This is a genomic window from Flagellimonas crocea (genome assembly GCF_033441595.1).
GTDB lineage: Bacteria > Bacteroidota > Bacteroidia > Flavobacteriales > Flavobacteriaceae > Flagellimonas > Flagellimonas crocea.
The window spans coordinates 1,086,717-1,103,648 of sequence record NZ_JAUZVX010000001.1 but is presented as its reverse complement, the minus strand read 5'-3'; the positions used below and the strand labels follow the sequence as shown (position 1 = coordinate 1,103,648).

13 protein-coding genes are annotated in these 16,932 nt (G+C 44.3%); all 13 read right to left on the bottom strand.

From position 1 onward, the window contains the following. Positions 1–9: 9 nt before the first annotated feature. Complete coding sequence (locus tag SD449_RS05010; RefSeq protein WP_036378961.1) at positions 10–840, bottom strand: universal stress protein; 831 nt, start codon at positions 838–840, stop codon at positions 10–12. 25 nt (positions 841–865) lie between these two features. Next, a complete protein-coding gene (locus tag SD449_RS05005; RefSeq protein WP_036378959.1) occupies positions 866–1,861 on the bottom strand; it encodes a 2-hydroxyacid dehydrogenase in 996 nt (331 codons plus the stop codon). Between the two features lie 22 nt (positions 1,862–1,883). Then, positions 1,884–3,164 (bottom strand): MgtC/SapB family protein, encoded by a 1,281-nt coding sequence (locus tag SD449_RS05000; RefSeq protein WP_236640884.1) that lies wholly within the window; start codon positions 3,162–3,164, stop codon positions 1,884–1,886. Continuing rightward, entirely contained in the window at positions 3,164–4,246 is a 1,083-nt protein-coding gene (locus tag SD449_RS04995) for a site-2 protease family protein (protein WP_036378954.1), read from the bottom strand. The genes SD449_RS05000 and SD449_RS04995 overlap by 1 nt, the downstream gene beginning before the upstream one ends. Continuing rightward, on the bottom strand, positions 4,243–6,600 hold the full coding sequence (locus tag SD449_RS04990) for a hypothetical protein (protein ID WP_147378302.1): 2,358 nt from the start codon (positions 6,598–6,600) through the stop codon (positions 4,243–4,245). Before SD449_RS04990 ends, SD449_RS04995 begins: the two co-directional genes overlap by 4 nt. Positions 6,601–6,607: 7 nt before the next feature. Then, entirely contained in the window at positions 6,608–7,576 is a 969-nt protein-coding gene (locus tag SD449_RS04985; RefSeq protein ID WP_036385910.1) for a 6-phosphofructokinase, read from the bottom strand. 126 nt (positions 7,577–7,702) lie between these two features. Next, positions 7,703–9,001, bottom strand: a complete 1,299-nt coding sequence (locus SD449_RS04980) for a hypothetical protein (protein ID WP_318309143.1) — start codon at positions 8,999–9,001, stop codon at positions 7,703–7,705. A gap of 14 nt (positions 9,002–9,015) precedes the next feature. After that, the gene (locus tag SD449_RS04975) at positions 9,016–9,237 is read right to left on the bottom strand and encodes a hypothetical protein (RefSeq protein WP_318309142.1); all 222 of its coding nucleotides are present in this window, start codon (positions 9,235–9,237) and stop codon (positions 9,016–9,018) included. Positions 9,238–9,261: 24 nt separating this feature from the next. Continuing rightward, positions 9,262–11,802, bottom strand: coding sequence for an alpha-glucan family phosphorylase (gene glgP, locus SD449_RS04970; RefSeq protein WP_318309141.1), 2,541 nt, complete (start codon positions 11,800–11,802; stop codon positions 9,262–9,264). A 43-nt stretch (positions 11,803–11,845) separates the two neighbouring features. Then, the gene (locus SD449_RS04965) at positions 11,846–12,754 is read right to left on the bottom strand and encodes an alpha/beta fold hydrolase (protein ID WP_318309139.1); all 909 of its coding nucleotides are present in this window, start codon (positions 12,752–12,754) and stop codon (positions 11,846–11,848) included. A 31-nt stretch (positions 12,755–12,785) separates the two neighbouring features. Beyond that, on the bottom strand, positions 12,786–14,477 hold the full coding sequence (locus tag SD449_RS04960) for an alpha-amylase family glycosyl hydrolase (RefSeq protein ID WP_318309137.1): 1,692 nt from the start codon (positions 14,475–14,477) through the stop codon (positions 12,786–12,788). Between the two features lie 10 nt (positions 14,478–14,487). Next, positions 14,488–15,852, bottom strand: coding sequence for a dicarboxylate/amino acid:cation symporter (locus SD449_RS04955; RefSeq protein WP_318309136.1), 1,365 nt, complete (start codon positions 15,850–15,852; stop codon positions 14,488–14,490). 16 nt (positions 15,853–15,868) lie between these two features. Beyond that, positions 15,869–16,930 carry a class I fructose-bisphosphate aldolase gene (locus SD449_RS04950; protein WP_036378945.1) on the bottom strand — a complete coding sequence of 354 codons (1,062 nt, stop codon included), beginning with the start codon at positions 16,928–16,930 and terminating at the stop codon, positions 15,869–15,871. Positions 16,931–16,932 lie beyond the last annotated feature (2 nt).

Sequence of the window (16,932 nt, the reverse complement as noted above, 5' to 3'; positions counted from 1 at the left end):
TTATACTTTTCAAATTTTGATAGTCATTACCGGCAGTGATGAATGGTTTGCAACCCCTTCAGCTATACTTTTTGAGAACAAACTCAAAAAACCTGTATTGCCATGTGTGCGCATGGCGATCAGGTCAGCTTTGTTTTGCTTCAAATAAGTGTTGATGCCCGTCTCCACCGTCATTTCGTTATAGACGTTCATAGAGAAATTCTTGAGTTTGGGAAAACCCTCCAAAAACTTTCGAATAGGGTCTAGGCCGAGGGCAATACTGTTACGGTCCGATTCTGTATTGATGCGCAAAAGGTGAATTTTTGCATTGCATTTTACTGCGATGGATAGTACCTCTTTAAAGGCATTGCCCACATCCTCCACAAAATCTGAAACGAAGACGATATCCTTGAAAGGAAACCTTACATCATCTTCTTTTACCACAATGACCGGAACATCAGATCTTCTTACCAAACGTTCGACGTTGCTTCCCAAAAGTTCCCGTACAATGCCCTTGGTGCCACTACTGCCCGCAATAATGAAATCATGGTCATAATGGCCAGAATGTTTCAGTATGTTTTCCTGGTCCACCTGAAATTGCAAAAAGGTCTGACATTTCAGGTTTTCTTGTTCGGCCTTTTTTTCCAATGCACGTAATGAGGCTTTTGCTGCCCCAATTTTTTTGAGGGTCTCCGGATATCGCTTTTCTTTTTGCTTATCCAATTTTACCCAATCCACCGGTGTTTTCAGCAAATGGAAAAAATGGATTTCTGCCTCGAAGAGCTTGGCCATCTTGATTCCAAACTCCGCCGCCTTATTGCAGTTCTCTGAAAAGTCTGTGGGTACCAATATGTTTTTCATCTTAACTATGATTTTATGGGTTGTTTCACTTCGTTTTTATTTCATTTCCTGAAACGGTTCCATTTTCGAAACAATCAATGTTATAAATGGTGGTTTCAGCAATGTTGGTCAAAGCCGTATTGGTCAAAAAAGCCTGGTGACTGGTAATCAAGACATTGGGAAAGGTCATTAATCGGGCAATTACATCATCTTGTAAAATCTCGTCGGAGTGGTCTTCAAAGAACAGCCCTTCTTCCTCTTCATACACATCAATACCGAAATAGCCGATTTTCCTTGATTTCAGTCCCTCTATGACCGCTTTGGTATCGACCAGCGCGCCCCTGCTCGTATTGATAAGCATTACCCCTTTTTTCATGCGTTCGATTTGTTCGGCACTGATGATATGCCTCGTTTCGGGGGTTAAGGGAACGTGGAGGCTTATGATGTCCGATTCGCTGCAGAGTGTTTGGCAGTCAGTGAATCGTACACCATACATTTCTTTCAATTCCTTATCCTCCTCTAGGTCGTATGCCAGTATCTTACAGCCAAAACCATATAGTATTTTGACCAGGACCGCACCAATTTTTCCCGTGCCCAATACCCCGACCGTTTTGCCGTTCAGGTCGAACCCTGTGAGTCCGTTCAGCGAGAAATTCATATCCCTGACCCTATTGTGGGCCCTAACCAGTTTTCTGTTCAATGCAAGTATCAACGCTATGGTGTGTTCGGCAATGGCATAGGGGGAATAGGCAGGAACCCTAGCTACTTTTATGTCCAATTCGGTAACTGCTGCCAAATCAACATGATTAAAACCAGCCGAACGCAATGCGATATTTTCTACGCCAATGACTTTTAGTTTTTTTAGTACATTCTTTGAGGCATCATCACCTGTAAATAAGCTAACTGTTTTAGAACCTTTAGCTAGAACAGCCGTTTCTTCTGTCAATCGAACATCAAGTAGTATTAATTGATGTTTATTATTATTTGCTTGAATTAGATAATGTTCTTCAAACTTGTGTGTGCTATATACTGTTGTGTTCATTTTGGTTTCTGCTATTAAAATCTCAATTTATCCAAGAATTAAGTACAATATAAAGGATGCCAAGAAGGACGACCGCCCCAAAGGCATAGCCCACTAGTCGCCCTGTTTTTTGAGAGCCTTTGAAAAAGGCAATGCCCAATTTCACGGTCATATTGCTCAGGGTCGCTGCAATGATGACATTCGATGCCAAAATCAGCTTTTCATTCTGCAAGGCAAATTTTGCCATACTGATGGTTATGGCATCGGTATCGGCCAAACCTGCTATCAATGCCGAATAATAAAGACCACTTTCGCCAAAAAATTTGTTTCCATAAAAAACCGAGAACAGGATGGCCACATAGATGCCGCCAAAACCGATCGCATTCCAGATGTTAAGTGGATTTCCCAAATTGATGTCGGTGTTCGGCTGATCGTCATCCTTCCGTATCAAAAGCAGGGAAGCTACGAGACAGACCACCGTAAGCAGGGCAAAGGGAATTGTAAGATAGCTCAGGATAGCAATATTGAAAATATAGGCAAGAGCCGCAAGTCTAGGGAACATAATCGCCGATGCTATAATGATACCCGCTGCGTATTTTTTTGAAAGCTCGGGAGACTCCTTACTTCTGGAGGCATAGATCCAAGCTACCGCCGTACTCGATATTAAACCGCCCAGAATAGCCGTCAACAAGATTCCCTTTTTTGATCCAACATATTTGACCAAAAAGTAGCCGATAAAGTTCAAAAAGGAAACAATGACTATAATAGCCCCTATCTCAAAAGGGTTCAGAAGGCCCTCTGGCCCATAATCCTTATCGGGCAGAAACGGTAATATCAAAAGTGCAATGATTGAGAATTTGATAAAGGCAAACAGTTCTTCGGATGTGATATTCTTTATGAACGAGCGGAAGGTGGTCTTTAGGGATAACAACGTAACCACAATTACGGCCGTGGCAATAGACTCTTTGTACAAATGGCCCGAAACCATAACACCAAGAATAAATGTGGCAATCAAAGCGAGATTTGTGGTATTACCGGTCATGGAATGTTTCTGCACAATGGACAAATGGCTGATGGCAAAGAACAAAATAATGGTCGCCAAACTAACAATGACAAGCCAAGAGGTATAAGTCTCGTTCAAACTGCCCAACATAAAACCGATAATGGCCGTTATCGGAAATGTTCGAATACCGGCAAACCCCTGCTCATCCTTTAGCTTGTCATATTCCCTTTCCAGTCCAAGGATAAGACCTATACCCGTGCTTAGGAGTACCCCCAGAATGTAGGGGCTTAATAGCTCACTTATGTTTTGATGTGTTTGCATTATTTTTTTCTTTCCCTTGTAACTATTATCATTTCATTAATTCCTTTCAGGGTCACAATTCCTTTCAGCTGCCCGTCATCCAAGACCGTGGCAAACTGGGAATTGTTAGACATGAGCTTTTCGTACACCTGCTGTAGGGGCATATTTGTGTCTACTGTTACAAAATCTTTTCTCATAAGATCGGATACATAGGAATCATTGCCATATGAGGAAAGCCCCTTGATCAGGTCCTTTCGTGTCAGCACGCCATGCACATGATTATTTTCTGTGACCAAAAAAACCTCTTCTTGGGTACTTTGCAATATCTGCACCAGGTTTCCCAAGGTTTCCGTGGGCGATAAACAGGTATATTGTGCAATCAAAACATCCTTTACGGTAAATCCGACCAGAGCAGATTTGCCACTTTCGTGCATTTGCTCGACTCCGGCACCTAGATAGATGAACAGGCCAATAAAAACCAACCAGAAATTAGAGAAAAAACCAAGAAAAACGAATACTATGGCTAAAAACTGGCCTACCCGTGCGGCAATGGTCGTTGCTTTCAGCTTATCTAACCTGAATGCCAATAGTGCCCTCAACACTCTTCCACCGTCCATTGGAAAAGCTGGTATCAAATTAAAGACCGCTAGGATCAAATTCGCAGCCATGATGTTAAACCAGAAATCTTCACCGCTCATGTGGTCTATTTTCGAAATTGGCAACAGTTCATCGTTAACGTAGAGAAGAACAAAAAGGGTCCCGGCAATCACAATATTTACTACAGGGCCGGCCAGTGCCACCACCAGTTCCTGGGCAGGTTTATCCGGCATTCTATTGAGACTGGCGACGCCACCAATGGGATAGAGCGTAATATCACGCGTTGGGATATTATATTTTTTGGCCGCGAGCGCATGGCCAAATTCGTGTAGGACAACGCAGGCAAAGAGAACGATGATGAAAAATGCTCCCTTTATGCCTTCTGTCCAACCATGGCCCATTTCAAAATGCATCATGAATATCCATCCGACAATGATCCAAAACGTCCAGTGGACGAAGACCTTGATGCCCGCATAGCTTCCAATAAAGAGGGACCATTTTTTCATGTGTTCTGTATTTTAAGGGTTTTTGATCTGTACGCCAGCACTATCACCAAACCGTATCCTAACAGGGCAAGAAGGAATACAAATCTATAACCGTAAAGGATGGAAATGACAACGGCAAAGATCGAGGCGGCAACGCCTGCCACGCTTGATATACCCAATAAATAGGGAATGCTTTTCTTCTCTTTCAGGGAGGAGGCCTTTTTCAGCAATACCGGAAAAGGGATTCCTATAAAGAAAGACGGAAGCAGCAAAAATAGGGCGATCCAGAATTCAGATAGTTGTTTATACCATATAGGGAGCAGTACGTAAACGGTTAGTAAGGAAACCAAAATAACCAAGACCGTGTATGTGATGAGCTTTCGGGAAAGATTTTTTTTGAAAGCCCCCGTCACAAGGCTGCCCAAGCCATTGCCCAACAAAAATGTAAAAAGCAGCAATGAAAAAGACTGTGATGGATTGGAAAGTTTTAAGTTGAGTACCTGAAAAAGATATCCCTGTACGAGGATATATGAGAACCCCAACAAAAAGGAAACGAGTGCCCAGGCCCTAAATTTTCTTCGTATATATAAAGAGGTGCTTTCTGAAAAAGAGACCGATTTCCATCCGTTCATATGATTGAAAATGAACCACCCGATGATGAACAGACCAAGCCATAAAGGGGTGGTCATGGCATCGGGTAGGCCATTGTTGTAATTAAAAAAATAGGGGGAATCATCGGAAACCGGACTCAAGTTTATGGAAGCGGCTTTCCAAAGTTCATCATACGCATAAGATCCGTTGGAGATATCGTACAACAGTTTGTCGAACATGAACCATTGATAGTTTACGTTCTGCACGATGGTGTCCAAACTTTCCTGTCTGATATACGGAAAATAAAACGGCTCCTTGTCCAATCCATAATAGTGTGCGGTATTATGTGCCTCCTCCATTGTTTTTTGTTCAAAAGGGTTCTTTTTAATGACCAATACAGGGTTCATTTCGTCGGAATAGATATACACCTTTTTTAACGCCTCTATTTGATTGACCCCCATCCGATCCTGGAGCTCCAAAAAGTTCGCCAACATTTTATATACCTCCTGCCTTCCGTGCATCGTAAAATAGATGGCCCCGTCTTCCGTTAAACCATCCAAATAATCGGCAAGTGCCTCCATGGTGAACAGATAGTTCTCGGTAAGTCCATAAAAATCGGTGCCCCTTGAACTTTTGGTCACCGGAATGGTCAATATGATGGCATCAAATTTTCCCTTGTTCTCAATTATGAAATTTCTTCCTTCGTTCACATGTACCTTTATGTTCTCCTTATCGAGGAAGGTAGAGGGATTGTATTTTTCCATCAATGCTACAAAGGAAGGGTTGACCTCTGCTGCCTCGATATATTTAAAGCCCATGAAGTATGTTGTGGCAATATCTATTCCACCACCGGGACCTATTATCAGCACCGAATCCTTTTCCTTTTCGCTTAAAAAGTTCAAAGCAAATACGGCCGGAAATCCGGATAATACTTTTCTCATTTTAACAGTATCCTTTGCAAGTTCATCGATATCGATAACTTTGGTTCCCGCAGCAGCATCTATAAACATTGATTTGGACACGGTACCATCAGGATATGTGAACTTTACAAGATCCGTCTGACCAAAAGCACTCCAGCGGCTTTCGATTTTTTCGCTTTTAAAAGCGGGGTTGGCCATCAATCGGTACAAATCCTTGGACGGGTCTTTGGCAACGGGTATAGTGAAGTTCAGGGCATCTTTTGCAAATCCCATTAGAAAAATAACGCCAAGCACTAAGGGGGCCAGTATTTTTGAATAACGGTTCTTGTGTGCTATCAAGGCTACTACCAGGGCCAGCAGCAGTAACCCTATAGCAATCGCCACCACCTGTGCCAAGCCAAACGTGTTGAGCAAAAAAACGGAGGTGAGTGCACCTGTGGCCGCCCCTATAAGGTCTAAGGCATATAAGGTTGACAAGTGCCGATTATCCGTTTCAAAAATATGGGCATAGACTATTCCGATGGCCATGAACGGAATAGTTGACAAGAATATAAAAATGGGCAGGCCAAAATCAGTGGACGACGAAACGCCCAGTTGTGAAAGGCTGAGCAAAAGGGCAAAACTGAGAAACATCGTGACGGACGGTAGTGCCATCCACCAAAGCCATGAATGATTAATCATCTTGGAATATTTGGCATACGTGATCTGGCCAATACCCAAACCCAGTATGGAAAATGCAATGATAATGAGGACGAAATGAAAACTAAGAAGGTACGAGAACAGTCTTGACAGACTTATCTCGAAGACTATGGTAGCCGCAGTCAGCAAGAAAATAATCGCTATGTTGGTCGACGCTCTTTTCATTGTAATTTTAGCTTCCGAAAATTTTCAAGAGACTCCGCAGTTCATCGTTCACTTGATGTTCCTTTACCACTTGGTCAAACGGGGTAAGGCTCAGTTGGTTGTTCAAGATTCCCGCCATGACATTCTTTCTTCCATGTAAAAGTGCCTCTACGGCAGCAGTGCCGAGCCGTATGCCCAACATTCGATCAAATGCCGAGGCGTTTCCACCGCGTTGTACATGGCCCAGTTTGGCAATGCGCAAGTCCACTTCAGGGTTTATTTCCTTTATCTTTTTGGCTGCCGGCTCGACCCCTAGTTCATCCCCTTCTGAAACAATCACAACAAAGGCCTCTTCACGATCGTAGCTTCCCGCCTTTTCCAACAATTGAGTAAAGTCATGCCCACTTTCAGGTATCAAAATGGCATCTGCACCCGTACCCAATCCGGAATGGATGGCAATATACCCGCAGTCCCTGCCCATTACCTCTATCAGAAATATTCGATTATGGGACTCCGCCGTATCCCTGATCTTATCAATGTTTTCAATTGCGGTGTTCACTGCAGAATCGAAACCGAGTGTAAAATCGGTACCTGCCAGATCATTATCGATGGTGCCGGGAATGCCCAAGAACGGCAGGTCACAGATTTCTGAAAATGCCAATAGCCCTTTGAAGGTGCCATCACCACCAATAGCAATCAGGGCATCGACCTTGTTCGTTTCAAGAATTTGCATAGCTCGTTGTCTTCCCTCCAGCGTCAAAAACCGCTTGCTCCTTGCTGTTTTCAACAATGTGCCGCCTCTGTGAACGTTCTTTTTCAGTTGACTGGAATCCAACTGTACTAGGTCACCGTCGATTAGGCCTTCGTAACCTTTTTTAAAACCGCTGAGCCTTAGGTTGTTCATCTCAGCCGTTTTGGCCACCCCGTGCAAGGCGGCGTTCATTCCCGGGGAATCGCCCCCAGATGTGAATACGCCTATGTGTTTAATAGTCTTCATACTCTTATTCTTCATAATTTTTTACAGGTATATTACAAGAAAATCACCCAGCCCGGTTTTCAACGCTTCGTTCTGACAAACGGATATTTAGCACCGGACCGGAACAGGGAAACCGGAATATTCTTTTTACCCATCCCATATGGTGAATTTGTCAATATTTTTTCGAGTGGAAACCCTTGGCCTTTTTTGCCCTCCCCTCTTTTGGGGTGAAATTACTTTATCATAACTTTTATCTTTAAAATATTGATTGGCCAAGCTCTCTGCAATAACCAATTCTTCATCGGCATGAATTACCATGACCAGCACTTTACTTTGCTCTTTAGAGATTTTAGATGAATTTTTTCTGTTTTGTCCCTCATCGAGCCCAATACCTAAAAAGTCAAGTCCTTGACAAATCCTGGATCGTATTATTGGGGAATTTTCACCGATGTCACCCGAGAAAACCAGCACATCCAAACCGCCCAAGACAGCGGTAAACGCCCCGATCCACTTTCTTACTTGATAGCAGAAGGAAGTTACAGCTTCCGCTGCCCTTCGGTCAACATCTTCTTTTAAAAGTAAATCAAGCATATTCGTACTTGTTTCGGAGATTTTTGGCGAACCGCCCTCATCATCTGTTAAGCTGTTGGGCTGTTTTGACCCCATCCGTTCTTTTTTCAGTAAATGCGCAAAATCGCCAAGATCTAAATCTCCGCTTCTTGTACCCATGACGAACCCACCCAATGGTGTAAGCCCCATGCCGGCATCTATGCTCTTACCCTCCTTGATGGCAGTTATACTGGCCTCTTTGCCAAGATGTGCAAGAATGAGCCTTCCATTGGCTTTTTGAATACCTATCCTTTTTTTAAGCTCCATCATGATATGGGAAAACGATAGCCCATGAAAGCCATGCCCGTGCGTGCGTGCCCGTTCAAAATGCCTTGGAATGAAAGGGGGTATCTTGGCAGCCTTGGGCAGGTTCACCAGAAAACTGGTATCAAAAAAAGCTACCTGCTGTAAGGCCGGAAATCGCATTGCGAACGTTTCAACAATCTCAATCTCAGTTGAAAGACAGTTAGGAATATTATAGTCCGCAATTTGTTTCAGTTCGTTCAATAGGGCGGTATCGATTACTTTCGGCCCAGGATAGTTCAATCCATATGTTATCTTGTGTCCTATGTAACCAATACGATCGAAGCCGGGTTGGTTTTTTAGCCAACCTATTAAAAAAACGGTCGCTTGATAAAAGCCAGGAGCGTATATCCGTGAATTTTCCCTTTCATTGCCTTTAACGTGGGTAACCCTGAAAACCTCATTGCCGGATCCGAGGTGACGAATATCACCAAAAAGTTCCTTCACGGGATTTTCTGCCATTTCATACATTGTGAACCTAATATTTGATGGCCCGGCACTGATTGTTAAAAGGAGTGGCTTTTGAAGGTACATTTTAACTTGTGATTTTATTGGTTATCGTTATCTTCAAAAGCACAGCTATTGTTTTCCATAAAATCGGCAGCCATTTTTTTGTATTCCTCGCCAAGGTGCTCCCCGCACCATTCGAGAAGGGCCGGCTGTTCGGAACAAATGGTATTGCGAACGGCCTTTTTCAATTCCATCCTCAACAACCTCTTGTCGAAGCTGACCTTTTTTAATATGGTTTCGTGATATTCCAGTGTTTTCATTTCTCCGATTATTTGAAATTTTCTTTAATGTTGCCATCGTATCAAGTTGTTCTCCAACGGCACGGATATGCTTTCGTAGTTCGGTGCAATACGAACCGTGTAGTGATCAATTGGCCGGTCAGTATTTAGCTGTGCATAAAAGTTATGTTGCCCTTCTTCGCCCATCCAATCAAATTTCATCGTGTTTCTTTCGGGCCTTTTGCCGTTAACACCTTCTGCGAACAGTTCTACCTGAATATGCTTGGGGTCAATACCATTCAGCCAAATGGGTACTCTAACATGATGTTTACGGCGCTCACTTTCAATCTGAACTTTTCCGAATTTTATGGTATCCCATCTTTTCATAAGTTCGTTTTGCGTGTCTAAAATCCTTTTTCCAGCAGCTCCCTTTTTTGCCGCACGCCTCTTGTATTTTTCTGCTGCAGGCAGATAAAATTGTTCTGTGTACTCCCTTACCGTTCGATTGGTCGAAAAACGGGGCGTTAGGGTCGCCATACTTTTTCGCATTCTCCCTACCCACTGTTCAGGGATGCCTTTTTTGTTACGTGAATAAAATTCGGGTACTATTTGTTGCTCCAGAATTTCATATAAAGCTATCGCCTCGGCAGCATCCAAAGCAGGGTCATCACCATGTTCTTGTCCATCACCCAATGCCCAGCCCACTTCTGGGGTGAATGCCTCGGCCCACCAACCGTCCAGTTCCGATAAGTTGAGGCCTCCGTTTACAAGTACTTTCATGCCACTGGTACCACTGGCTTCCCAGGGCCGTCTCGGAGTATTGAGCCATACATCAACGCCCTGGACCAAATTTTCCGTCAACAGCATGTCATAATCACTTAGAAAAAGGACATGCCTGTACAAATTATGTTGTTGGATGAACTGCGCCCACTTTTGTATCAACCCTTTTCCCACTTCATCAAATGGGGGCGCTTTGCCGGCCAAAACCAATTGTACCGGATGTTCCGAATTGGTCAGAATTCGGACCAAACGTTCGGGATCGTACAATAAGAGATCCGGTCTTTTGTAAGGCACAAACCGGCGGGCAAAGCCCAAGGTCAATGTGTCCGGCTCAAGAACTTGGTCGGCGATTTCGACCACTTCAGATGGTAGGCCCGAGACTATTGCCTGTCTCTCAAACCTTTCCCTTATAAAATCGACAAGACGATTTCTGGATTGGTTCCTAAACTCCCAAAGTTTTCCGTCGGATAGCTTAGAAATATGTGCCGAATGGTCATCGAGTTCGCCCCGCCAGCGATCTTTTCCGCAGGCTGCTGTCCATACCTTGTCCGCATATTCAGAATCCCAAGAGGGCATATGAACCCCGTTGGTGACATGGCCAACAGGTATTTCTTGTATCGGCCATCGCTTAAAGAGATTTCGAAAAAGATTTCTGCTAACCTCGCCGTGTAAACGACTGACGCCGTTCACCGCACCGCTACCGCGAATGGCCAGATAGGCCATGTTGAAGCTCTCCCAATGATTATTGGAATCTGCCCTGCCCAAGGCCATCAGGTCATTGAAATCGATACCCAATTCGTTTTTGGCGTATTGGCCAAGAAACTGTTCCATTAGCATTGGACTGAAATGATCAAAACCGGCAGCAACCGCTGTATGGGTGGTAAACAGGTTGCCTGCCCGGGTAACGGCAAGTGCCCGTTCAAAAGAAGTTCCATTCATCTTCATAAAATCGCTGGCACGTTCCAGCACGAGAAAGGCTGCATGGCCTTCGTTCATATGGCACACTTCTGGCTGGATATTCAGGGCCTTAAGTAATTTGTAGCCCCCGATACCCAGAACAATCTCTTGTTTTATGCGATGGTCGGGGCCACCTCCATATAGCTCGTCGGTAATACCACGATGGAGGGGCAAATTGGCGGCATCGTTGCTATCCAATAGATATAGCTTTGACCTTCCTACCTGTACCTGCCATGTCCTTAGCCATAGCGGGTGACCGGGCAACGATACCTTTATGCGAAGCCACTCCCCGTTGGGTAGGCGTAAGGGCGTAACGGGCAATTGCCCTGGGTCATTGTGCGGGAACAATGCATTTTGTGAGCCAAATTTGTCGATTTCCTGACGGAAATACCCTTTGGCATAGAGTAGCCCCACGGCCACGACCGGTACGCCCAGGTCACTTGCCGATTTCAACTGATCTCCGGCCACGTTGCCCAGGCCGCCTGCATAAATGGGCAGTGCCTCGCTCAGCATATACTCCATGCTGAAATAGGCAACACACTTAAGCTGGGTCTTGGCATAGTTTTGTTGAAACCAGTTCGGGGCCGATAGTGCTTTTTCGTTCTCATTCAAAAGGCTTTTGATTTTCGCCCGGAATTCTGGATCGTTCAAATGCCCCTCAAGCCGGTCGCGTGAAACGGTCTGCAAGATTACCCATGGATTTTGGGTAAGTTTCCAAAGTTCGGGGTCTAATTGTTGCCATAGTTTATCCGAGGCATGGTTCCATGACCAGCGAATGTTCAGGGCAAGTTCCAAAAGGTCATCGATTCCCTCGACATCAGTGTGTATCAATCCGTAGAGTTGATCAATATGATTTTTTTGTTCTTTCATTTTCATTTTGTCCTTACATTTCTTCCAATATTGTTCATTGCGGTTAATGATCAAAAAAATCGCTTATCGCTTTCCAAACCTTAAAGGGCTCTTTTAGAAAGAGTTGGTGGTCACCATTCTCCACACGCATTAACTTACTCTTGGTAAATGGACTTGCAAAATTCTCTACATTTACGTAGGGTGCCAATTTATCGACTGTGCCTTGGATAAAGAGGATCTTCCGGTCACGTATGTTTTTGGCAAGTACAAATAAATTTGTGTTGAGAATTACTTCGTTCAACGAATTGTAATAGCTCTGCCAAGTATGTTTTTTTGAGTCCTTAAAAACGTCATCGGTCAGATTTTCGGGCTTGAACCATTTAACAATGTATAAGGGGTGTAGCATACAGAACAATTTTCCATATCGGCCTACGGCGAGCGTATCAAAATAAGAACCATCGGGCATCTGTTCCAAAAATTGATCCCTTCTTTCAAAGACGGGAAAGCCGATTACGGTCGCTCCCTTAAACCAGTTAGGATGTTTTTCGAATAATGCCAGCGATATTATGGCTCCCATGGAATGACCGACAATAAGGCTCCCTCCTTTGTCAAACCCCTCTGCCGAGATGACCTTTTCAAGGGCCGTAAGTTGAATTTCGAGGGTATATTCGCTTTGGGGCTTGGGAGAGTCGCCAAAGCCCAACAAATCGACCAAAAGAAGTCTATGCGTTCCGGTAATTTGTTCCAAACCCCTTTTCCAATAGTTTTTTGAACCTGCCAGACCATGGATCAAGACCATGTTTTTATCTCCCGAACCCACTATTTCATAGTTCAAGGGCATGGTTTCTGGATCATATTCAGGAGCTACGGCGACCGTAAGGTATTGGTATCCCGCTACCGACATGATGAGTGCCACAATCGCCAATACTGCCCAAAAGGTCTTTTTCGCTATTTTCATCATTGCATGTTTCATTATCCTATGTCGAACCCGACCTCGTTTTTTCTTACACCCAATTGTTCTTGAAGATCAAAAACTCCATGGGTCTTAGTTTTACCTTGATGAAAAGGCGATCGGTTTCTAAAGCTGTGTTTTTTTCGATTTTGACTTTTTTCTTGTTCCCATAGATACATTCCATAAGAAGATTTTCTTTGTTGATAGCGTTATCTATGGTTACGTATCCTTCTTTGGTATTCTTTGGAGAAGAATTATAGACGACAAGTATCTCTCCTTGATAAAGGATCCTTGAAAATGCCAAAAGACATTGTTCACAATCTGGAAACCGAAAATCGAGCCCATTTTCTGAAGTTTCCCTAAAATACATTCTACCGAATTTTAGAATGGCTTCCCTTTGCCTAAGATGTGCCAAGACCGAAATTCTCTTGAATAGCCATGACCTTTGGTTCAATACGTTGGTCTCCTTATCATCGGGATTGAACATGCCCTCCCTGATATACCGATCATCAGTACCGTTGCCCTCAAAACCTTGTTCGGTACCGTAATAAATACATGGAGCGCCAAGGGCACAAATGAGAACGCCCATGCCCGCAACAATTTGCTCGGGAGCGGCATTGTGGCCAAAGCGGTGCTTAAAATCCATCCCAACCTGGTCGTGGTCGTCGATATAGGTCACCAGAAATTCGCCATACTCGCCACGGTGAAGGGCATTCTTTCGCAGTTCTTCATAGCGCCGTATCAATAGGTTCGGTGATGAATTGCCCTTTATCACTTCCGCCAGGACACTGTGCAGGGGGTGATCTAAGATAGAATCAAGCCCATAATAGATGTTACGGTCTTCAGGCAGTACTTTAGGGCCTATATAGGGATTGCTCATTTCATCGTTGCCGATAATTTCACCGAACAGGAAAAAGTTTCTTTTGCCCAAAGAGTAAGCATATTCCCGAATCCTCGAACAAAAACGGCTGGTATCCTGCCCTTTCATATGTTTGACAGCATCCAAACGAAAACCATCAACATCCACCTCACGTATCCAGTAACAATGGATTTTGGCCAGTAGCTCCTGTAAGTCTTCACTGGCGGGGGAACCATCGTTCCGAAATGTTTTTAAGGTAAAGAAGTCGCCTTCCTGGGTCTCGGGATACGCATCGAAATTCTTGATCTGCCCTTTACGGTTATACATTTCGGGATTTCTCAGTTCAAGGGGTATCGGTCTGTCCTTTTCTCGCCAATCACCCAACGGAAAACGCTCTCCTTTAAAATAATAATAGCTGTAATCAAAGGGATAGGACCAATTATCGCCAGAATGATGCAGAACGACATCCAAAAAGACCCGTATATCAAGCCCGTGTGCCTTGTCAACGAGTTTTTCCAAGTCTTTCTTTGTGCCCCAGCGTTTGTCCACATCCATATAATTCTGAATGGCATAGCCATGGTAGGACTCTGGATTGTTTTCAAACACGGGGCTTAGCCAGATTGCCGTACAGCCCAAGTTTTTGATATAGTCAATGTTGTTGATGATCCCCTTAAGGGTACCGCCAAAGGGCTTTCGCAATTGATCTTCATTCCCGAAACCAGGGTGCCGGATATCGAAATTCTTTGAGTGCCGTGCATTGCTATCATGAAACCGGTCAACCATAAGAAAGTAAATGATCTCCTCACGCCATTCCCTATGGCAGTTTACCCAGTATTCCTTTCCACGTTTGGGAGTAAGATCTATATTTTCGATTGATTTTATCATCTTTTGGTTTTTAAATGAGGGAATACCCTTTTTTTGATTTTGAAATACTATCACGGCCTATGGCGAGCTTGTTTCCATAGAACCGATTGAAAACCATACAAGCGGTGAGGTCCCCGGTAACGTTGACCGCAGTTCTGAACATTCCCAGCAAACGTTCGACCCCTATGATTATGATGATGCCTTCTGCCGGTATACCTGCACTGGACAGTACAGAGGCCAAGATCACTACCCCACCACCTGGTATTGCTGGGGTGCCAATGGAGGCCGCCACTATAGTGACCACTACTACAATAATGCTCATAATGCTCATTTCCAGCCCATAGGCCTGGGCAATGAACAGGGTAGTTATGGTTTGGTAAAGTGCTGTTCCATCCATGTTCACGGTAGCCCCTATCGGAATAATGAAATTGCTGATGGAGCCGTTCACTTTGAGCTCTTCTTCCGCTGTTTTTAAGGAAAGGGGCATCACTGCGGCTGAACTCGTAGTCGAGAATGCCAATAATTGAACATCCGTGATCTTTTTCAAAAATTTAAACGGATTGCTCTGGCCCAATAGACTTACCAATAACAGGTAAACACCGACCAATAGCAATAACCCTATCAGTACCACGAGCACATAAAAGCCCAAACCTGAAAGGGAGTTTAGACCAATACTGGAGGTAAGTTGCGCCATTAAACCAAATACTGCGATGGGTACCAACAACATGGCCCATTTGACCACGGTCATGCAGATTTCCTGTACGGCACCCAAAAGCAGCTTTACAGGTTTGAGCAAATCGTCAGGCAGCGACAATACGGCAACCCCGATTATAATGGTAAAAATCACAATGCTCAACATTTCACCACTGACCATAGAGGCCAATGGGTTTTCAGGCAGTAGATCGGTAATGGCATTCGGTATATCGTTTATTCCAAACGACAGTTCCGTACTTTCGTCCGTATTGGCCAAAGCATTTGCATGATCGACTTCCGCCTGTTGGTGGAGAAACTTTCCCGGTCTAAAGATCAAGGCCAGAACCGTACCTATGGTTACCGATATAATCGTTGTCGATATAAAATATAAGAGTACGCCCCCGCCCAATCTTTTCAGATTTTCCTTGTCGTTACTCGCTATGCCGGTGATGATGGAGGCCACGATCAGTGGTATCATGATCATCTGGACCAATTTCAAAAAGAGCATGCCCGGCAGGGCCAGCCAATTCCCCAGAACATCGGCGGTGCTTTTGGTGATCCAACCGTTTTGGGGACTTAACAACAGGCCTACTCCAACACCAAGAAACAAAGCAATGATAACTTTGAGCCAAAGCCGGTTCTCAACCAACCTTTGTAGGTAGTGGTTTAATGATTTTAATGATTTTATTTCCGTATCCAGCATTCTTTTATCAGATGACTTATGCTATTGTTATTCTTTCTTCAAGGTAAACGCCCTGCACGGCATGCAATAATTCCACACCGTCCTTAAAAGGTCTTTGAAAGGCCTTTCTCCCTAAGATCAATCCTGCTCCGCCTGCCCTTTTGTTGATGACCGCAGTTCTGACCGCATCCGACATATCTGACTCGCCTTGTGAACCGCCACCTGAGTTTATCAAACCTATTTTGCCCATGTAGCAATTGGCCACCTGCAACCGGCATAGATCTATGGGGTGCTCCGTGGTCAGTGTTTCGTACATGGCATCATCAAACTTGCCGAATTTCAGGTTCTTGAAACCAAAATTGGTCGTGGGCAACTTCTGTTTGATGATATCGGCCTGTATCGTTACCCCTAAATGGTTGGCCTGACCCGTTAAATCCGCGGCGGTGTGATAGTCCTCTTTGTCTGTTTTGAAAGCATCGTTGCGGGTGTAGCACCACAAAATTGTGGCCATACCAAGGCTATGGGCCTCGGCAAAGGCTTCCGCAATCTCCCTTATCTGTCGATTGCTTTCCTGGGACCCAAAATAAATGGTAGCCCCGATTGCAACCGCGCCCATGTTCCACGCTTCCCTGACTTTTCCGAACAGGTTCTGGTCATAAGTGTTGGGATAGGACAATAATTCATTGTGGTTTATCTTGACAATGAAGGGGACTTTATGCGCATATTTCCGAGAACAAAGGCCCAACACCCCAAAAGTGGAGGCCACACCGTTGCAACCGGCTTCGATGGCGAGCTTTACAATGTTCTCGGGATCAAAATAATCGGGGTTCTTGTAAAAAGAAAATAAGGCACTGTGCTCGATTCCCTGATCTACCGGTAAAATGCTGAGATACCCCGTACCTCCCAGATTACCATGGCCATATAATTGCGAAAGGCTTCGGAGTACTTGTTGATTTCGATTACTATTGACGAATACGTTGTCCACAATATTCTTATCGGGCAACTGCAGTTCATCTTTGGTGACCTTCTGGCTTACATGATCTAAATAGAAAGATGCTTTGTCCCCTAAATGCGCGACTATGTTATCATAAGTTTTCATAA

What these genes read in the sequence shown, in the direction of transcription:
- SD449_RS04975 (WP_318309142.1), bottom strand. Translation starts at nt 9,237, where the DNA reads ATGAAAACACTGGAATATCACGAAACCATATTAAAAAAGGTCAGCTTC.
- SD449_RS04990 (WP_147378302.1), bottom strand. Translation starts at nt 6,600, where the DNA reads ATGAAAAGAGCGTCGACCAACATAGCGATTATTTTCTTGCTGACTGCG.
- SD449_RS04985 (WP_036385910.1), bottom strand. Translation starts at nt 7,576, where the DNA reads ATGAAGACTATTAAACACATAGGCGTATTCACATCTGGGGGCGATTCC.
- SD449_RS04980 (WP_318309143.1), bottom strand. Translation starts at nt 9,001, where the DNA reads ATGTACCTTCAAAAGCCACTCCTTTTAACAATCAGTGCCGGGCCATCA.
- SD449_RS05010 (WP_036378961.1), bottom strand. Translation starts at nt 840, where the DNA reads ATGAAAAACATATTGGTACCCACAGACTTTTCAGAGAACTGCAATAAG.
- SD449_RS04960 (WP_318309137.1), bottom strand. Translation starts at nt 14,477, where the DNA reads ATGATAAAATCAATCGAAAATATAGATCTTACTCCCAAACGTGGAAAG.
- glgP (WP_318309141.1), bottom strand. Translation starts at nt 11,802, where the DNA reads ATGAAAGAACAAAAAAATCATATTGATCAACTCTACGGATTGATACAC.
- SD449_RS05000 (WP_236640884.1), bottom strand. Translation starts at nt 3,164, where the DNA reads ATGCAAACACATCAAAACATAAGTGAGCTATTAAGCCCCTACATTCTG.
- SD449_RS04955 (WP_318309136.1), bottom strand. Translation starts at nt 15,852, where the DNA reads ATGCTGGATACGGAAATAAAATCATTAAAATCATTAAACCACTACCTA.
- SD449_RS04995 (WP_036378954.1), bottom strand. Translation starts at nt 4,246, where the DNA reads ATGAAAAAATGGTCCCTCTTTATTGGAAGCTATGCGGGCATCAAGGTC.
- SD449_RS04950 (WP_036378945.1), bottom strand. Translation starts at nt 16,930, where the DNA reads ATGAAAACTTATGATAACATAGTCGCGCATTTAGGGGACAAAGCATCT.
- SD449_RS05005 (WP_036378959.1), bottom strand. Translation starts at nt 1,861, where the DNA reads ATGAACACAACAGTATATAGCACACACAAGTTTGAAGAACATTATCTA.
- SD449_RS04965 (WP_318309139.1), bottom strand. Translation starts at nt 12,754, where the DNA reads ATGAAACATGCAATGATGAAAATAGCGAAAAAGACCTTTTGGGCAGTA.